Raw genomic sequence first — 16,134 nt, 5'->3', positions numbered from 1 at the left:
CAGCAGAGCTCAACATCCGGCCAAGGCGAGCCCGAAGCAAACGCATCAACGACCCTGAGGGCATGCGCCGGAAAGTGCTCGACGTCGCCGAAGACGCGTTTCAGGCACGCGGCTATCATGCTTCCAGCCTCGGCGACCTGATGGCGGCGGCAGGCGTCAGCGCCGGCGCGCTGCATCATCATTTCCCGACGAAGAAGGCGCTGGCGCTGGCGGTCATCGACGAGCGTGTGGCGGCGGCGGTCGAGGAGACGTGGATCGCCCCGGTGCAAGCGGCGGCTTCGGCGCGTGATGGCGTGCGTCAGGTGTTCGAAGCCGTGGCGGCGGAACTGGAACGGCAAGGTTTCGTGCGCGGCTGCCCGCTCAACAATCTGGCGCATGAGCTCTCGCTCGCCGATCCCGAGTTCCGGATTGCGCTTGCCGGCATCTTCGCTGCATGGCGCCAGGCGATCGCCAACAAGATCAGCGCCGACCAGCAGGAGGGCAGGGAGCAAGGCACGGACCCCCGGCAGTTTGCGATGGTTGCCGTCGCCGCCTATTCCGGTGCCATGTCGATGGCCAAGGCAGCGCAGGACGCCAGCCCGTTGCGCGATTGCCTTGCGGCGTTCGAGAGCGCCGCGCAAGCGGCATCATCGCAGGGCGATCCGGGGGCGAGGCGACGTCGCAGGGTGCTGCGGCGGTACGGCGGCATTTGAGGCAGGCTACAGCCCGGCTTTGCGGCGATGCCGCGGCGAGCGCGGACAGCCGGTTCCTAGATCTAGTCGGCCAAAGGCTTGATCGTCTCGTAGCCGTTCACTGATTCCGCGCTGGTGCCTTCATCGTAGCGCCGGGCGAGAGCGGCCTGCAGATCGGGTGAATAGAGTGCCGTGAAGGCGTCGAGTGTCTCTCCGCCTCCGCTCTTGAAGGTCTCCGTGACGGCGAGCACATTGTATTTGCAGTCGCCCAGGCTGAACGTCTCCTTGGCCAGCGTCAGTGTCTTGGTGGCATTCGGCTGCTTGCTGGGCGACAGCTCGACGAACTCGATCGTGCTCTTGGCTCCCGCCTTGAGCGGAAACAGTTTTCGCAGATCGGCAAACGGGATCATTGCCAGCCGACCGGTCTCGCTGTCGCGAAAAACCTCGATGGCGGCTCTTTCATGCGGCGATCGCCGTGGCGAGGACTGAACTTTACTGCCGCCCGCCCTCCATGCTGAAATCCCGATGATGAATCGCCCTTCCTCCATATTGCTCTCGCGCCGTGGGTTTCTGCTACAGGCCGCCGGTCTTGCCACGGCCGGTGCGCTTTCACGCCCGGCGTTCGGTCAGACCGGGCAGCGCATCCAGCTGTCGACGCCACCTTCCTGTTCGTCGCCGATGTCCATGCCTGCCGCATGGCGAGCGGCTTGAGCCCCAATTGCCAGCTGGAAGGCAAGACGGACGCGGCGCTGCTGCGCGACGTCGCGGCGTTGAACGCCATCGGTGACAAGGAGTGGCCGGCCGAGATCAACGCCATCGCCACCGGCCTGCGGCCTGCCGGTAGCCGCATCGGCACGCCGCTCGGCCTTGTCGTCGGCGGTGACATCACCGACGATGGCGGCGGCCAGATCACCGAGCCCAGCGAAGGCACCCAACTCCTGCAGTTCAGCCAGCGCTATCAGCAAGGCATGGGCCCCGACCGCGTGCATGTTCCGGTTTATGTCGGCCTCGGCAATCACGACCTCGACCAGAACGGGCCGCCGCACCATGTCGACTGGTACCGGCGCGAAATGCGCGACTATGTCGAGGTCAATCATCGCGCCGGCGTGTTCTTCAAGCCGCCGGTGCCGGCCACCAGCTACGATGTCGACACCGACTGCTATTCATGGGACTGGGGCGGCCTGCATCTGGTGCAGACCCATCGCTTCGCCGGCGACACCGGCCATGGCGCCGACAACAGCCTGCCTTGGCTCAAGCAGGACCTGGCGACCTATGCCGCCGACGGCCGCCCGGTCATCCTGTTCCAGCACTATGGCTGGGATATTTTTTCGACGGAGCGGTGGGACCCCGCCAGGAGGGCGTTTGACGACGAAGGCAAGGGAGCGTCGCATTGGTGGAGCGATGCGGACCGCCAGGCATTGCTGGCGGCCCTGAAGGGCTACAACGTCATCGCCATCTTCCACGGTCATCAGCACGAGGTGCCGATGATCTATCAACGCGACGGCCTCGATCTCTTCAAGCCGAAAGCGGCCTATATGGGTGGCTTTGCTCTGGCACGTGTCACCGACGACAGCCTGGACGTCGTGTTGGGTGAAGCCAGCAACGATGATGGCGATGTGATTTTCACCAACGCCTTCAGCAAATCGCTGAAGACGTGAAAAGGGCCGCTCGACGCGGCCCTTCCACAGCGATCAAAGCGATTTCTTGACCTTGTCCTTCACGTCGCCATAGGCCTTCTGCACCTTGCCGGTGGCCTTGTCGGCCATCCCTTCGGCCTGTGTCTGCCTGTTGCCGGTCGCTTTGCCGGCAGCCTGCTTGATCGAGCCTTTCACCTGCTTGGCGACGCCGGCCACCTGATCCTTGTTCACCATTTTTCGCATCTCCTGGTTCGCCTGGGCAAACGAGCCGGCACGGTTTCGGTTCCAGCAGTTGCTGCCCGTGTCGGCAAGACAAGTGCCTTTCGGCGGCCGGGTCGGCAGGCTAGGGTGCCGGCCAGCGCACTCCGCAAGGAGCAACCGCCAAGGGGGACAGATGTCGGAATTTACGCTCTATATCGGCAACAAGTGCTTTTCATCCTGGTCGCTCAGGCCCTGGGTGGCGATGCGGTACCTGGAGATACCATTCGAAGAGGGCTTCGTGCGGCTGCGCACGCCGGAAACTGCGGCCAACCTGGCAAAAGTGTCGCCGACCGGTCAGGTGCCCGTCCTGAATCACAAGGGAAGGATCGTCTGGGAAACCCTTGCCATCCTTGAATATCTCGCCGATCTCTTTCCGGAGAAGAAACTCTGGCCGGCCGATATCGGCGCCCGGGCGCTGGCGCGTTCGGCGGCGACCGAGATGCATTCCGGGTTTCGCGAAGTCCGCTATGGCTGGCCGATGAACTTGCGCCGGCCCAAGGGACACAAGCCACTCGACGCCGAGGGCGAGATCCAACGTGCCCGCATCGAGGCGCTGTGGCGCGAGTGCCGTGAGAAACACGGCAAGGCCGGCCCGTTTCTGTTCGGCCACTTCACCGCGGCCGATGCCATGTACGCGCCCGTAGTTACCCGTTTCGACACCTATGGCGGCGATATGGCGCCCGACACCAGGGCTTATGTCGACGCGGTTCTGGCGACGCCGGCCATGCGCCAATGGTACGCCGAGGCAGCCAGGGAGACATGGCCGGAGCCGGGGCCGGACGAGTAGGGTCTGTGCGGAACGATCTTCCCCAGGGGTCGGGATCGACCACTTGCGGCGTTTTTTCATCTGGCGGATTTTCGGCTCGATGGCGCAACGTTTGACAGGCGTCTGAAACACGCGTAGAAGAAATTCGTCGATATTTGTTTGACTGACTTTTGTTATCCGCGCTTTCGAGCGCGCCTTTGACGAACTTCCCACATCAAAAATCGAGACAAACGACGTTGTGCATCCGCATGACGGCGAACGAATATTTGCCATGGAAAGGGTTCGTCATGAGCACCGGCACAGTTAAGTGGTTCAACGCCACCAAAGGTTTTGGTTTTATTCAGCCTGACGACGGCTCCGCCGACGTTTTTGTCCACATCTCGGCCGTGGAACGCGCCGGCATGCGCGACATCGTCGAGGGCCAGAAGCTCGGCTACGAGATGGTCCGCGACAACAAGTCGGGCAAGATGTCCGCCGACCAGTTGAAGGCGGCGTGAAGTAAGAATTCAGCCGTCCCGGTGACCACGGATGTACTGGCACTGGTGAACGGCGAATTCGGGCGCATTGCCACGGGAACCTGAGTTTCCAAGGTTTGTGCTGCCCATCAGGAGCCAGCTTGTGCATCCAGTTGGATGCGCGGCGGCTCCCAGGGAAGGTCAGGCGGTGCCTGGCCTTTTTCATTTTACGCTTGTTGCCGCCGAAAATGCGCTGCGCATTGGGCTGAACGTGCTAAGGGACGCTGCAGCATTCTGAATCCGCTGCCGCATCGCTTTGTACTGGTCCCGACCGAAGACCCGGTCTCGCCCTATCGGTACCAGGCTCCTGACAGGAGAAAGATCTTGACCGCCCATTCGAAGCCAGCCGTCGACCCGGCCGTGTCGCTTTTCAGCAAGACGCAAACCCAGTCGATGTCGCTCAACCGCATCATTTCCGAACGGGATGCCGTCAGCGAAGCACGGGAAGCCAAGACCGCGCGCCTGCGCGAACTGCGGCTGGAGAAGGAGGCCGACGAGATGGCGGCCGCCGCCGCGCTCGCGGCGCTGCCGAAACGAGCCGGAAAACGCTGATGGCCACCAAGCGCGTACCGCCAACGCCGATCGCGGCCGATGCGACCATAGCCGACATGGTCGAAACCCTGGACAAGCCGGTCGAATATGTCCGGCGCGTGCTGGAAAAACTCGAACGCTGCAAGCGCGCCCATGGCGATGCCCAGGTGCGCGTCGGTGTGCGCGGCCGCGCCGAAGCCCCGAACTACCTGATCGAATATGTCCGCGAGGACAAAAAGACCCAGGAGCGGGTGACCTACCAGGACGCCGCCTACAGCGGCAGCACGCATCGTGAGCTGGCGCCGCATCACATCGCGGAAGCGCGGAACTGGTCGCCCGAGGAGATGAACATCACGGCGGTTTCGGCCCTGATCGGCCGCTTGCGCAATCCGCGCGCACCGTCATCGCGTTTCGCCGACGAGGACTGACATGGCCATAAAATTCTCCGCCAAGGACCAGCCGTCAGCGCCGGCTTCCGCCGCAAAGCCGGCCAAACCGGTTGCGGCGCCGAAGGCGGCCAAGGCCGACGAGGCAGCGACCGATCTGTTCAAGTCGCCGGTCGACGCACCGAAGGGCAAGACGGGCAGGAAGAAGTAGCGCCTTGCCTCGGGATGCCGATCGCAACCTTGCCGCTTCGGGGCCGTTTGCCGTGCTAGCCGCGAGCAGTCCGCCTTCGTCAGCTCCTGTCTTCGATTGCCAGAGCTGCGGGGCCTGCTGCTCCTATTCGGCCGAATGGCCGCGCTTTTCGACCGAGGACGATGCGCAGCTCGACCGGATCCCGGAAAAACATGTGGCGGCCGACCTGTCGGGCATGCGCTGCGACGGCGTGCGCTGTTCGGCCCTGTCCGGCGAAGTCGGCAAGTCGACCGCTTGCACCATCTATGAACTGCGACCGGATGTCTGCCGCGCCTGCATGCCTGGCGATGACGAGTGCCTGACGGCGCGCCGGGCGCTCGGATTTTCTACCTCTTAGCAGCGAATGACTGTCGCTTGTGCACGCCTGGCTTGCTGGCTAGGTTGCGTCAGGGCAGGGCGCCGGAGGAGATCATCGTGAGCATCGAATTTCTGTTGACGTCGCTGATCGTCGTGGCTTCGCCCGGCACCGGCGTTCTCTACACGCTGAGCGCCGGGCTTTCGCGCGGCGCCCGGGCCTCGATCATTGCCGCCTTCGGCTGCACGCTCGGCATCATTCCGCATATGGCGGCCGCCATCACCGGCCTTGCGGCGCTGCTGCACTCCAGTGCTGTCGCCTTCGAGACCCTGAAATATCTCGGCGTCGCCTATCTGCTCTACATGGCCTGGAACACGCTGAAGGAGAAGGGCGGCCTGAGCGTCGAGGAAAATGTCGCGCCGCGTTCGGCCGGCAAGGTGATCGCCACCGGCATCCTCGTCAACGTGCTCAATCCGAAACTGTCGATCTTCTTCTTTGCCTTCCTGCCGCAATTCGTCAGCACCACCGAGCCCAATGCACTGTCGAAGATGCTTGAGCTCAGCTCGGTCTTCATGCTTTTGACCTTCGTGGTCTTCGTCGGCTACGGCATCTTCGCGGCCTCGATCCGCAGCCATGTCGTGTCGCGGCCAATGGTACTGACCTGGATGCGCCGGACTTTTGCCGGCGCCTTCGTCATGCTCGGCGCCAAGCTGGCGCTGGCGGACAGGTGATCGACTGGCCTAGCCCTTGACGTAACCCATCGCCTCGATGATGCGCCCGTCCGCGACGCGCATCAGGTTGACGCCGCGCAGCGAACTGCCGTCGGCCATCCAGTAGCGCCAGCGGATCGTGGCGCGGTCGCCCGCCACGAAAGTCTCCTCGAGGTCGAAGCGCGTGCCGGGCGCGGTGGCGATCGCCGACCACAGCTCGACGCAGGCCGCCTTGCCGGCGCGGCGTGCGCCGTCCGGCGCCGGCGTGGTGTTCTCGATCACGCAGTCCTGCGCCACCAATTCGTCGAGCGCCGAGGGGTCGTGGCGCTGGAAGACGTCATTATAGCGCCGCATGATTTCAGCCGTTTCGCCGGAGCGGTTGGCCATGGCGATGTCGATGATCAATTCCTGGGTCACTGGATTTTCTCCTTCCGTCCTTAGTGAGTTACGAGGTTCGCCTTCAGCGTGATCGCTGCGACACCGGCCAGAGCCCGCGAGACGAGGCATCCAGCCTTGGCCGACTGCGCCAGCCGCTCGAAGTCGGCGGCGGCAAGCCCGGCGACATGCGCCTCCGTCTCAAGCTCGATGCGGGTAATCGTCGGTCCGGCCGCGGTGGCGCCCAGATGCACCTTTGCGATCGTGTGGATATTGCTTGCGATATGACCTTCACGGCCAAGCACGGCGGTGAGCGCCATCGAAAAGCAGCCGGCATGGGCGGCCGCGATCAGTTCCTCCGGATTGGTGCCCGGACCGTTTTCGAAGCGGGACGGGAACGAGTAGGCGCCCTCGAAGGCGCCACTGCCCAGCCTGAGCCGGCCGGATCCCTCCTTGAGCGTGCCGTGCCATTCGGCCGATGCGTCGCGAACTGTCATTGCTTTCTCTCCTCTGGTTGGTGAATAGGGGGCTCACGCGCCGTCGATGACGACCTTGCCGAACACGTCGCCCTGCATGAAATGCCGATACGCCTCGCGCGCTTCGGCGAATGGGAAGATCTTGTCGATGACGGGCTTCAAGCGATGCGCCGCGACGGCGGCAAGCATCGCCTCCAGGCCGCTGCGGCTGCCGACGAAGACGCGGCCGATGGTGACAAGACTGCGCTGGTAGACGGCGGCTGGGATCTCGACCGATCTGCCCTTCTGGTCCTGGACCGTCAGCAGCACGATGCGTCCGTAGAGGGAGCTTGCGATCAGCGATTGCATAAAGGTCGCCGGCCCGCCGGTCTCGACAGTCAAATCGACGCCGCCCGTCGCCTCGCGCAGCTTCATGCCCCAATCCGGCGCCTCGGCCGTTGCGATGACGAGATCGGCGCCGAGTGCGCGCAACCGGTCGGATTTTTCGGCGCGGGAAGTGACGGCCGCCACGCGGCAGCCCATCAGCTTGGCAAACTGCAGCGCAAACAGCGCGACGCCGCCCGAGCCGATAACCAGCACCCATTGCCCGGGTTTTGGGGCGTCCGCGCCCGTCAGCGCGCTCCAGGCCGTCAGCCCCGCGCAGGTAAATGTCGCGGCTTCATGCCAGTCGAGGTGCTCAGGCAGCCGCACCGCCCATTGCTCGTCGAGCACAGCGTATTCACCGAGCATGCCGTCCAGCGTGCAGCCGAGCTGGTCGATCAGCCTGGCGTTGATGCGGCCGTCGATCCAGCGGGCGAAATAGCTGCCGGTTACACGGTCGCCGACGGCAAAGCGGGTGACATCATCGCCGACGGCCACCACTTCGCCGGCGCCATCGCTCAGCGGCACGATGCCGGCTCGCGGCGTCAGCGGATAGGTGCCGTTGAGGATCATCGTGTCGCGGCGATTGAGCGAGGTGGCGCGTACCCGCATCAGGATCTGACGCGGACCCGGCTGGACGACCGCGTCCTCGCGCATCGCCAGCCTGTCGAGGCCGCCGTCCTGTCCTTCCAGCCGATAGCTTTGCATCGTCGCCTCTCAAATATGTAGACCGATTTACATATTATGTAGACCGATTGTCATATTCGGGGCAAGCCCTATAATGCGCGCTCCTGACAGAGGTTGACATGGCGACAGACACACGCACGCGGATGATCGAGGCGACGGCACTGCTTTTGCGGCGGCGCGGCTATCACGGCACTTCGCTCAACGACATTTTGACTGCCAGCGGCGCACCGCGCGGCTCGCTCTATTTCCATTTCCCGGGCGGCAAGGACCAACTGGTCATCGAGGTGACTCGCGCCAGCGTGGCCGACGTGACCGAGCGGCTGGGCGCCCAACTGGCGACGGAAAGCGATCCGGCGGTCGCCGTCCACCACATTTACCAGTCTGTCGCCCGCATGCTGGAGGACAACGAGTTTTCGCTCGGCTGCCCGATCGCGCCCGTCGTGCTCGATGCGCCGAACGACGTGCCCGAGCTCGAAGAGATCTGCCGCTCAGCTTTCGAGCAGTGGATCGGCCTGCTGCGGCAGGCCTTCGTCAGGGCAGGGGTGCCCGAGCGCCGCGCGCATGCTTTGGCGCTGCTGGTCGAATCGTCGCTGGAAGGCCTGATGGTGATTGCCCGCGCCACCCGCGACCGCTCGTCACTCAACGCCGTGGCCGACGAAGTGGCTGCACTCATCGAGCAGGCCGTGCTCGCCGGCAAGGTGGCGCAGCAGGCCGAGAGCGCTGCTTAAGAAAGGCAGGTGCCGGCCGAGTTAACTGCCAAAACGAAAAAGGGCGGCATTTCTGCCGCCCTTTCCGTATGCATAAAGCCAAGTTGGCTGGATTGAAGTCCATGCCGCCACTCAAGCCCGCTAGGGGGCTTGAGCAACTTGGATTCATGGGCGTGCTTTATGGACTTCTTAGAAGTCCATGCCGCCACTCAAGCCCGCTAGCGGGCTTGAGCAACTTGGATTCATGGGCGTGCTTTATGGACTTCTTAGAAGTCCATGCCGCCACTCAAGCCCGCTAGGGGGCTTGAGCAACTTGGATTCATGGGCGTGCTTTATGGACTTCTTAGAAGTCCATGCCGCCCATGCCGCCCATGCCGCCGCCGCCCATGCCGCCAGGCATGCCGCCGCCAGCCGAGTCCTTCTTCGGAGCTTCGGCGATCATGGCTTCGGTGGTGACGAGCAGGCCGGCGACCGAGGCCGCGTCCTGGAGAGCCGTGCGCACGACTTTGACCGGATCGACGATACCCATGGTGATCATGTCGCCATATTCGCCGGTCTGGGCGTTGTAACCGAAGGTCGCGCCCTTGTTCTCGAGGATCTTGCCGGCAACGATCGAAGCTTCCGCACCAGCGTTCGACGCGATCTGGCGGGCCGGAGCCTGCAGCGCACGACGCACGATGTTGATGCCAGCGGCCTGATCGGCGTTGGCGCCGGTCGACTTGATGTTGGCCGAAGCGCGCAGCAGGGCAACGCCACCGCCAGCAACGATGCCTTCTTCCACGGCCGCGCGGGTCGCGTTGAGGGCGTCATCGACGCGGTCCTTCTTTTCCTTGACTTCGACTTCCGTCGCACCGCCGACGCGGATCACGGCAACGCCGCCGGCGAGCTTCGCCAGACGTTCCTGCAGCTTCTCCTTGTCGTAGTCCGAGGTGGTCTCTTCGATCTGCTGCTTGATCTGGGCGACGCGGCCCTGGATTTCGGCCTTCTTGCCGGCGCCGTCGACGATGGTGGTGTTCTCCTTGGAGATCGACACCTTCTTGGCGCGGCCGAGCATGTTGAGGCCGACGTTCTCGAGCTTGATGCCGAGGTCTTCCGAGATGACCTGGCCACCGGTGAGGATGGCGATGTCTTCCAGCATGGCCTTGCGGCGATCACCGAAGCCCGGCGCCTTGACGGCGGCGATCTTCAGGCCACCACGCAGCTTGTTGACGACCAGCGTGGCCAAGGCCTCGCCTTCGACGTCTTCCGAGATGATGAGCAGCGGCTTCGAAGTCTGCACGACGGCTTCGAGGACCGGCAGCATGGCCTGCAGGTTGGAGAGCTTCTTCTCGTGCAGGAGGATGTAGACGTCCTCGAGTTCGGCGACCATCTTGTCGGCGTTGGTGACGAAGTAGGGCGAGAGGTAGCCGCGGTCGAACTGCATGCCTTCGACGACTTCCAGTTCGGTCTCGGCGGTCTTGGCTTCCTCGACCGTGATGACGCCTTCGTTGCCGACCTTCTGCATCGCTTCCGCGATCATCTTGCCGACCGACTCGTCGCCATTGGCCGAGATCGTGCCGACCTGGGCGACTTCCTCGGAGGTCTTGATCTTCTTGGCGGCCTTGCCGAGCGCAGCGACCACTTCGGTGACGGCGAGATCGATGCCGCGCTTCAGGTCCATCGGGTTCATGCCGGCGGCAACCGACTTGTGGCCTTCCTGGACGATCGACTGCGCCAGAACGGTCGCGGTCGTGGTGCCGTCGCCGGCGATGTCGTTGGTCTTCGAAGCAACTTCGCGGACCATCTGCGCGCCCATGTTCTCGAACTTGTCTTCAAGCTCGATTTCTTTGGCGACGGTGACGCCGTCCTTGGTGATGCGCGGGGCTCCGAACGACTTGTCGATGACGACGTTGCGGCCCTTGGGGCCGAGCGTGACCTTCACCGCGTCGGCGAGGATGTTGACGCCGCGCAGCATGCGCTCACGGGCGTCGCGGGAGAATTTTACGTCTTTGGCAGCCATGTTTTAGCTCCTGGCAGGGGCTCGGATAGAGCCCGAAAAATTCAAGTTGAGGGTGAGGCCGATAATCAGCCGATGATGCCCATGATGTCGGATTCCTTCATGATCAGAAGGTCTTCGCCATTGAGCTTGACTTCGGTGCCCGACCACTTGCCGAACAGGATGCGGTCGCCGGCCTTGACGTCCAGCGGGACCAGCTTGCCAGCTTCGTCGCGGGCGCCGGAGCCGACGGCGATGATCTCGCCTTCCTGCGGCTTTTCCTTCGCCGTATCCGGGATGATGATCCCGCCGGCGGTCTTGGATTCGGATTCGACCCGGCGAACGACCACGCGGTCATGAAGCGGGCGGAACTTCGACTTTGCCATTTTTTCTTCCTCGAATGAGAACGGTGAGAACAGTTCCTCCGTCCGGCGGTGCCGGACACGTGGTTAGCACTCACCAATGGCGAGTGCTAACGTGGCGCTGAAATAGGCCGCCGACCCGCGAGAGTCAAGGCGCGCGGCAAGGGGCGTCAGCGCGAAATTTTGCTCTTGCCGCATCGTCGCGAAGAATGCGGCGGTTATCGGCCGCGATCTGGCAGAATGGTGGTCAGTTCGATGGAAGCGCTGGGCATCGATTGTTCAATGCCCAAGGCGTAGGCCGATCTCCTGGGTTTCTAGATCCACCAGGAGGCTGTTCCTTTCGAAAAACCGTATCCCGACGATGTTATGTTCAAGACCCGGTACAATCTCCACTTCGGGCTTGTAGGTGGTTGTAAAATTCCAATCGTCCTGACCTTCGGTTTTCACCGCAACCTTCGTGCCGGCGTCTAATGACCTATACGGTTTGGACGTGTCGGTCGGGACCATAATGGTTGAGTTCCCTGTGTCGTATAGCGTTGGCCGACAATTGGGTTTGGAGTTCCATGAGAGGCAGGATTCAAAGGTTGGGAAATTGTAGCGCGGGTTGGCCTGTTTCCATTTCTGCATCTTGAAAGTCTTCTTTACGTCATCCGGAACGCCGATGTGCAAGGCTCGAACCTCAGGGCAATTGCCCTGCTCGTTTGTGCATGGCTTCCACGTGCTGCCGATCGGGGAGAGGTAATAACCTCTGTGCAGGACTGTCCCTACGCTTACAGCGGCCATCGGCGACCTGATCATCTGATTTGGCCCATCGCCTCCAATGGGCGAGATGCCAAAAATGCCTTTTGGCCAGAGCGGACCGCCGACAATTTCACCTGTGTCACGTCTGACTTGCTTGTAGCGAATGAGGAACGAGACCCGCCTGTCCGTGGAAGCCGATGAGACCGGCGAACCAAAAGTCACGCGCGCTGAAGCCACATTTCCATACTCATCGTAGGTGCCATAATGCATGACTACCTTCTTGGTGGTGACAAGTATCCCATCGAACTCCCGACTTTCTGTAATCTTAATGCCGTCCTCGGAACAGAGTTCGGCGGGGAGCGCCGATAGACACTCGATTGTCATACCACTAGACCCTGTATCCAACAAAATCGGCTGATCGATTTTCCGATTTCCTAGGGAAATAATATTCACATAAAGCATGTGAATGTTCTGTGGATTTCCGGGGTACTCTAGTTTCGTCAATGGAATAGCCGTTGGGCCGTCGTCAGCTTCAGATGAAGCGGGCGAATAAATGAGTGCGCAAAATAGGGTCGACAGCACCGCCCCAGATATCTTCATTTCCTTACCGTGTTTCTAATCGATAGATTTCATCGGGGCCGAACATGGAGTATTGCATGGCGTTTTGCAATTTCCGTCTCTTTCAGTGCACGCTGCTGTAGACTCAAACTTTCGGCGACCGCAGCACCAGAAGCGGGCATCTCTCGGCGAGCCCGTAGCCGCCGGTTGGAGCAATGCGGACGTCGTTGAAGAATGCTTCCGCCTCGGCCACGAGCTGCGCTGGTGGTGCAAAACTGTAGATGGCCGTGGAGTTCCGGTAAACGTCGATGGTGGCGATGACAGGCAGGTCCCAGCCCGTCCGCGCGGAAAGTTCCTGGCGGTCAGGGAAGAGTGCATCGAACCTTTCCGCGATCGTCCTGACTGGAATCGCATGGTCGGGAGCGCGGCCTGTCGCGGTCATGGCGACGCGCCATTTGAGCTCGTGGAAAGTGGAGACACCGCCAGAAAGCGCAAGCGCCTGCACCGCTGCCGGATCGTCCGGTGTCTCGGGACCGGCGAAGAGACGCAGGCCCGCGCGGCCATCAGGGCGCAGCACGCGGGCGATTGCCGCGAACAGCGCTCGGCGCGCGGTTGAAAGCCCGAGCACCGACAGGCAGCCGTCGCCGATCACCGCATCGACGCTTGCATCGGAAACCGGCAGGTCGAGCCAGTCGCCTTTGACAGCCTTTCGCGACGCAGTGTCGCCTGGCCAGATTCCAGCGATCATGTCGGAGGATTCGTCGACGGCCATCATGGTCGCGCCGAGCCCGGCGAGTTCCGGAGTCACACCGAGCAGAACGACATGCGCCTCCGAAAGGTCGAGCTCGCGATGGTAGGTTTCCACCGCTTCCGTGGGGGGGCGCAGCGGCGGTCCGAGCAACTTCCAGTGCCCTCGAATGGCATTCCAATGATCAGTCATCCCTGGCCCCAAGCCGGCATTGTATTCAAATGCATAATCGAGGACGCTAATGAAACCAAGTGCGGGGGGCGCATGACACGCATCGCGGTTATTACACATGAGTTCGACAGGTTCGAACGCCGGCGCGGCCCGCTGTTGCGCCGCGACAGTCCCTACATGCTCTTTGATTTGCTGGAAGAACTGAAACGGCGCGGCCATTCCGTCCGCATACTCTCAGGAACGTCGGCGAAGCCGGAGGCCGATATAGCGGTGCTGCATGTCGATGCGACCGTGACGCCACCCGAATATGTCGAATACGCGCGCGCTTTTCCCTTCTGCCTGAACGTTGGGGCAGCCGACATCTCCAAGCGCCGTGTCAGCGGCGCCGTGATCGGCAGGGATGACGACTGGCCAGGGCCGGTCATCGTCAAGAGCAATCTCAACAATCTGGGAATGCGTGAGCAGTCGCTTAACCGGCGATCGCGACGTGCCGGAAAGCCGGAGCCATTTCCCGGCGTCGAGCTTATCGAGGGCTACCACGTCTGTACGTCCCTTTCGGATGTTGCGCCTGCGGTGTTCGACCGAAGGGATCTCGTCGTCGAAAAGTTCATTCCCGAGCCGGAACCGGACGGCTTTGGCGCCCGCTTCTGGACATTTTGCGGGGAGCGCGAGCGCTGCACCCGCCATGTTTCGCCACAAAGCCTGGTCAAAGGCGACGACACGATCCGTCGTGAGCCGGTTCCGGTTCCCGAGGAGCTGCGCGCGCTGAGGCGCGAACTTGGCTTTGACTATGGCAAGTTCGACTTTGTCATGCACGAGGGCGGGGCGGTGCTGCTTGACGCCAACAAGACACCCGGCGGCGCCCGCAATCTTTCTGCCTTTCTCGCCGCCGGCAATGCCAATCTTGCCGACGGCTTCGAAGGCCTCATCCGCGAGTTTACATAACCGGCGTCCTGACATTCATGTCGGCAGTCACCCTCTTATTCGGCGTGGCTTCACGACGATCATCAGGCTTACAAGAACACCCGCAACTGGGTGTGGATGATCGACCGGTAATCCTCGATCGTGCGCCGGCCTTCTTCCTCATCTTGCGTCAGGGCCAGGCGCACGACGCCGCCGGCAAGCTGGAAGATGAGAAAGACCAGGCGTGCGAATGCCTCGCGCTGCTCCGCCTGAAGCATCGGACCGACATGGTCGCAGAATATCTTCGACTGATGTCTCGTCTTGGCGATGTCGAGATGTTGCAGTGCCTTGTCGGCCTGGATGGCATTCTGCAGGTCCTGAATGGCCGGGTCAGCCGCGACACGGCTGTAGTAGTCGTTGAGCAGGCGGTCTGCGGCGCCGGTCACGTCGCCCAGCCCCTGGATTTCGGCGATGATCGCGCCGAAGCGCGCCCGGCTGACCTCCGAGAACCGCTCATAGAGCATCGCCAGGATCGCCGACTTGTTGGGAAAGTAGTGGTAGACGGTGGCGATGGGCCCGCCCGCCAGCATGCCGACCTCCTTCATGGTGACGGCGTCGATGCCCTTTTCGCCGATCAGCCGCATGGTGGTCGACAGGATGGCGTCGATGCGTTCGCGGCTGCGCTCCTGCTTGGGTCTGCGCCTGGGCTCGGTGGCCGTTCGTGTTGCTTCCGTCATGCACCGATCTTTCGCACGGGTTCCCGAATTCCGGTTGACAAAAAATATGATCAAGTATCAGTTTCTTAAATGCTGACAGATTGTCAGCTTTTCTGCCGCGCGGCAAGGACGTTGGGAGGCGCCTTTGACTTCGACAAACACCGGTCTTCAGGGCGATGGTGACTGGCTGGTCGGCAATCCGACCGGCGGCCAGCTTGCCTCGGCCTTGTGGATCGGGTCGGTCGGCCTGCTCATCCTCGGCCTGCAGCCCGTCCTACTTGGCGCGCTCTATACCGAGGGCCATGTCAGCGGCGACGAGCTGGCACTGGTCGCCACCGCCGAGATGATCGCCATCGCGATCGGCTCGGCGATCGTCGCGATGCTGCTCTCCGCCCGCAAGATGCGCTGGAAGAGCGCGGTCCTCCTGCTGCTCTTGGCGCTGGCCAATGTCTGGACGGCCTATGCCGCCGGCGCCAACACGCTGATGGCGGCTCGCGCGCTGGCCGGCCTTGCCGAAGGTGGCCTTGTCGCGGTCGCCACCGAACTGATCGCCCGTTCGCGGCGCGCCGAACGCATTGGCGGTTTCTTCGTCACCATGCAGACGCTGGCGCAATGCGCTTTTGCCTTGCTGCTGGCGCTCTATGTCATCCCCGCCGCCGGATCGGCGGGCGGCTTCCTCGTTCTCGCGATCGTCTGTGCAGCGTCGCTGGTAATCGCCTTCGCGGTCCCCGCCGACTATGCCGACCTGCCGAAGGACGAGAACCTCGCCAATGTGCTGACGGGTCCCTCGATCACCGCGCTGTTGTCGGTCTTCTGCTACTTCATGTTCTTCGGCGCGGTCTGGGCGTTTTTGGAACCTCTCGGCGCCCAATTCGGCATCGATGGCCGCACCGTCGGGCTGATCGTCTCGGCCAGCCTCGCGGCGCAGGTGCTGGGCGCGATGACGGCGACCGTGTTCGAGGCGCGCATCGACTATCGCCTTGCCATCGCCGCGATCGGCATCGTCGCGCTTGCCGCCTCCCTCGTGCTTGCCAGCGGACCTGGCCTTACGACATTCTGGGTCGCCGCCCTGGTCATGGGTTTCATCCTGCTGTTCATCGTGCCCTACCAGATCCGGCTGGCGATCACCGCCGACGAGACGCGCACCGCCGTGCTGCTGGTACCGGCCGCCCAGCTTTTCGGCCTGGCGATCGGGCCGGTCGCGGCGTCGCTGCTCATCGACGGCAAGGATTTTCGCCCGGTTCCGGCATTCGCCGCCGCGAGCGCCGTCGCCAGCGTGGCGCTGCTCGGCCTGTTTGTCCTCGTGGCGCGGCGTCGCCGGGCTATTGCGTGA

Annotated in this window: 21 protein-coding genes and 1 pseudogene; 12 read left to right on the top strand and 10 right to left on the bottom strand. The window is 62.8% G+C overall.

Annotated elements, in window-relative coordinates; all coding sequences use genetic code 11:
- Window positions 1–62 precede the first annotated feature (62 nt).
- Complete coding sequence (locus tag EN845_RS03215; protein ID WP_167531206.1) at window positions 63–692, top strand: TetR/AcrR family transcriptional regulator; 630 nt, start codon at window positions 63–65, stop codon at window positions 690–692.
- A gap of 62 nt (window positions 693–754) precedes the next feature.
- Here EN845_RS03215 and EN845_RS03210 read toward each other — a convergent pair whose 3' ends face one another.
- On the bottom strand, window positions 755–1,081 hold the full coding sequence (locus EN845_RS03210; protein ID WP_245511624.1) for a hypothetical protein: 327 nt from the start codon (window positions 1,079–1,081) through the stop codon (window positions 755–757).
- Between the two features lie 115 nt (window positions 1,082–1,196).
- Between EN845_RS03210 and EN845_RS03205 the strand changes: the two are divergent.
- Window positions 1,197–2,329, top strand: a pseudogene (locus EN845_RS03205) (metallophosphoesterase).
- A gap of 33 nt (window positions 2,330–2,362) precedes the next feature.
- On the opposite strand, the gene EN845_RS03200 reads toward EN845_RS03205, so the two are convergent.
- Complete coding sequence (locus tag EN845_RS03200; RefSeq protein WP_167531207.1) at window positions 2,363–2,551, bottom strand: CsbD family protein; 189 nt, start codon at window positions 2,549–2,551, stop codon at window positions 2,363–2,365.
- A 151-nt stretch (window positions 2,552–2,702) separates the two neighbouring features.
- Between EN845_RS03200 and EN845_RS03195 the strand changes: the two genes are divergently transcribed.
- From EN845_RS03195 to EN845_RS03165, 7 genes are all read left to right on the top strand, one after another.
- Window positions 2,703–3,356 carry a glutathione S-transferase family protein gene (locus EN845_RS03195; protein ID WP_127871497.1) on the top strand — a complete coding sequence of 218 codons (654 nt, stop codon included), beginning with the start codon at window positions 2,703–2,705 and terminating at the stop codon, window positions 3,354–3,356.
- Between the two features lie 266 nt (window positions 3,357–3,622).
- Window positions 3,623–3,832 carry a cold-shock protein gene (locus EN845_RS03190; RefSeq protein WP_010915421.1) on the top strand — a complete coding sequence of 70 codons (210 nt, stop codon included), beginning with the start codon at window positions 3,623–3,625 and terminating at the stop codon, window positions 3,830–3,832.
- A gap of 342 nt (window positions 3,833–4,174) precedes the next feature.
- Window positions 4,175–4,402: a hypothetical protein gene (locus EN845_RS03185; protein ID WP_127280426.1), complete on the top strand. Its 228-nt coding sequence runs from the start codon at window positions 4,175–4,177 to the stop codon at window positions 4,400–4,402.
- Window positions 4,402–4,809, top strand: a complete 408-nt coding sequence (locus tag EN845_RS03180) for a hypothetical protein (protein WP_056562978.1) — start codon at window positions 4,402–4,404, stop codon at window positions 4,807–4,809. Before EN845_RS03185 ends, EN845_RS03180 begins: the two co-directional genes overlap by 1 nt.
- 1 nt (window position 4,810) lies before the next feature.
- Window positions 4,811–4,978: a hypothetical protein gene (locus tag EN845_RS03175; RefSeq protein ID WP_127871498.1), complete on the top strand. Its 168-nt coding sequence runs from the start codon at window positions 4,811–4,813 to the stop codon at window positions 4,976–4,978.
- A 52-nt stretch (window positions 4,979–5,030) separates the two neighbouring features.
- Complete coding sequence (locus EN845_RS03170) at window positions 5,031–5,354, top strand: YkgJ family cysteine cluster protein (RefSeq protein ID WP_167531234.1); 324 nt, start codon at window positions 5,031–5,033, stop codon at window positions 5,352–5,354.
- Window positions 5,355–5,431: 77 nt separating this feature from the next.
- A complete protein-coding gene (locus tag EN845_RS03165) occupies window positions 5,432–6,043 on the top strand; it encodes a LysE family translocator (protein WP_127871500.1) in 612 nt (203 codons plus the stop codon).
- A gap of 9 nt (window positions 6,044–6,052) precedes the next feature.
- Here the strand turns inward: EN845_RS03165 and EN845_RS03160 are convergent, their stop codons facing one another.
- From EN845_RS03160 to EN845_RS03150, 3 genes are read right to left on the bottom strand one after another with little or no spacing between them, the layout of a single operon-like run.
- The gene (locus EN845_RS03160) at window positions 6,053–6,439 is read right to left on the bottom strand and encodes a nuclear transport factor 2 family protein (RefSeq protein ID WP_127871501.1); all 387 of its coding nucleotides are present in this window, start codon (window positions 6,437–6,439) and stop codon (window positions 6,053–6,055) included.
- A gap of 20 nt (window positions 6,440–6,459) precedes the next feature.
- Window positions 6,460–6,894: an OsmC family protein gene (locus EN845_RS03155; protein ID WP_127871502.1), complete on the bottom strand. Its 435-nt coding sequence runs from the start codon at window positions 6,892–6,894 to the stop codon at window positions 6,460–6,462.
- A 33-nt stretch (window positions 6,895–6,927) separates the two neighbouring features.
- A complete protein-coding gene (locus EN845_RS03150) occupies window positions 6,928–7,941 on the bottom strand; it encodes an NAD(P)-dependent alcohol dehydrogenase (protein ID WP_127871503.1) in 1,014 nt (337 codons plus the stop codon).
- Window positions 7,942–8,039: 98 nt separating this feature from the next.
- Here EN845_RS03150 and EN845_RS03145 point away from each other — a divergent pair, with 98 nt between their 5' ends.
- Window positions 8,040–8,648: a TetR/AcrR family transcriptional regulator gene (locus EN845_RS03145; RefSeq protein WP_127871504.1), complete on the top strand. Its 609-nt coding sequence runs from the start codon at window positions 8,040–8,042 to the stop codon at window positions 8,646–8,648.
- Between the two features lie 322 nt (window positions 8,649–8,970).
- Here EN845_RS03145 and groL read toward each other — a convergent pair whose 3' ends face one another.
- From groL to EN845_RS03125, 4 genes are all read right to left on the bottom strand, one after another.
- Window positions 8,971–10,626 (bottom strand): chaperonin GroEL, encoded by a 1,656-nt coding sequence (gene groL, locus EN845_RS03140; RefSeq protein WP_135883582.1) that lies wholly within the window; start codon window positions 10,624–10,626, stop codon window positions 8,971–8,973.
- Between the two features lie 65 nt (window positions 10,627–10,691).
- On the bottom strand, window positions 10,692–10,988 hold the full coding sequence (gene groES, locus EN845_RS03135) for a co-chaperone GroES (protein WP_006203049.1): 297 nt from the start codon (window positions 10,986–10,988) through the stop codon (window positions 10,692–10,694).
- A gap of 255 nt (window positions 10,989–11,243) precedes the next feature.
- Window positions 11,244–12,167 carry a hypothetical protein gene (locus tag EN845_RS03130; protein WP_135897763.1) on the bottom strand — a complete coding sequence of 308 codons (924 nt, stop codon included), beginning with the start codon at window positions 12,165–12,167 and terminating at the stop codon, window positions 11,244–11,246.
- Window positions 12,168–12,408: 241 nt separating this feature from the next.
- On the bottom strand, window positions 12,409–13,401 hold the full coding sequence (locus EN845_RS03125) for a class I SAM-dependent methyltransferase (protein ID WP_245511623.1): 993 nt from the start codon (window positions 13,399–13,401) through the stop codon (window positions 12,409–12,411).
- Between EN845_RS03125 and EN845_RS03120 the strand changes: the two genes are divergently transcribed.
- Complete coding sequence (locus EN845_RS03120; RefSeq protein ID WP_245511622.1) at window positions 13,360–14,127, top strand: hypothetical protein; 768 nt, start codon at window positions 13,360–13,362, stop codon at window positions 14,125–14,127. The genes EN845_RS03125 and EN845_RS03120 overlap by 42 nt on opposite strands.
- Window positions 14,128–14,195: 68 nt before the next feature.
- Here the strand turns inward: EN845_RS03120 and EN845_RS03115 are convergent, their stop codons facing one another.
- On the bottom strand, window positions 14,196–14,822 hold the full coding sequence (locus EN845_RS03115; protein ID WP_127869709.1) for a TetR/AcrR family transcriptional regulator: 627 nt from the start codon (window positions 14,820–14,822) through the stop codon (window positions 14,196–14,198).
- Window positions 14,823–14,946: 124 nt separating this feature from the next.
- Between EN845_RS03115 and EN845_RS03110 the strand changes: the two genes are divergently transcribed.
- Window positions 14,947–16,134, top strand: a complete 1,188-nt coding sequence (locus tag EN845_RS03110) for an MFS transporter (protein WP_127869708.1) — start codon at window positions 14,947–14,949, stop codon at window positions 16,132–16,134.

The organism is Mesorhizobium sp. M8A.F.Ca.ET.202.01.1.1, from assembly GCF_004791595.1.
Lineage (GTDB): Bacteria > Pseudomonadota > Alphaproteobacteria > Rhizobiales > Rhizobiaceae > Mesorhizobium.
This window is presented reverse-complemented; position numbering and strand designations above follow the sequence as displayed.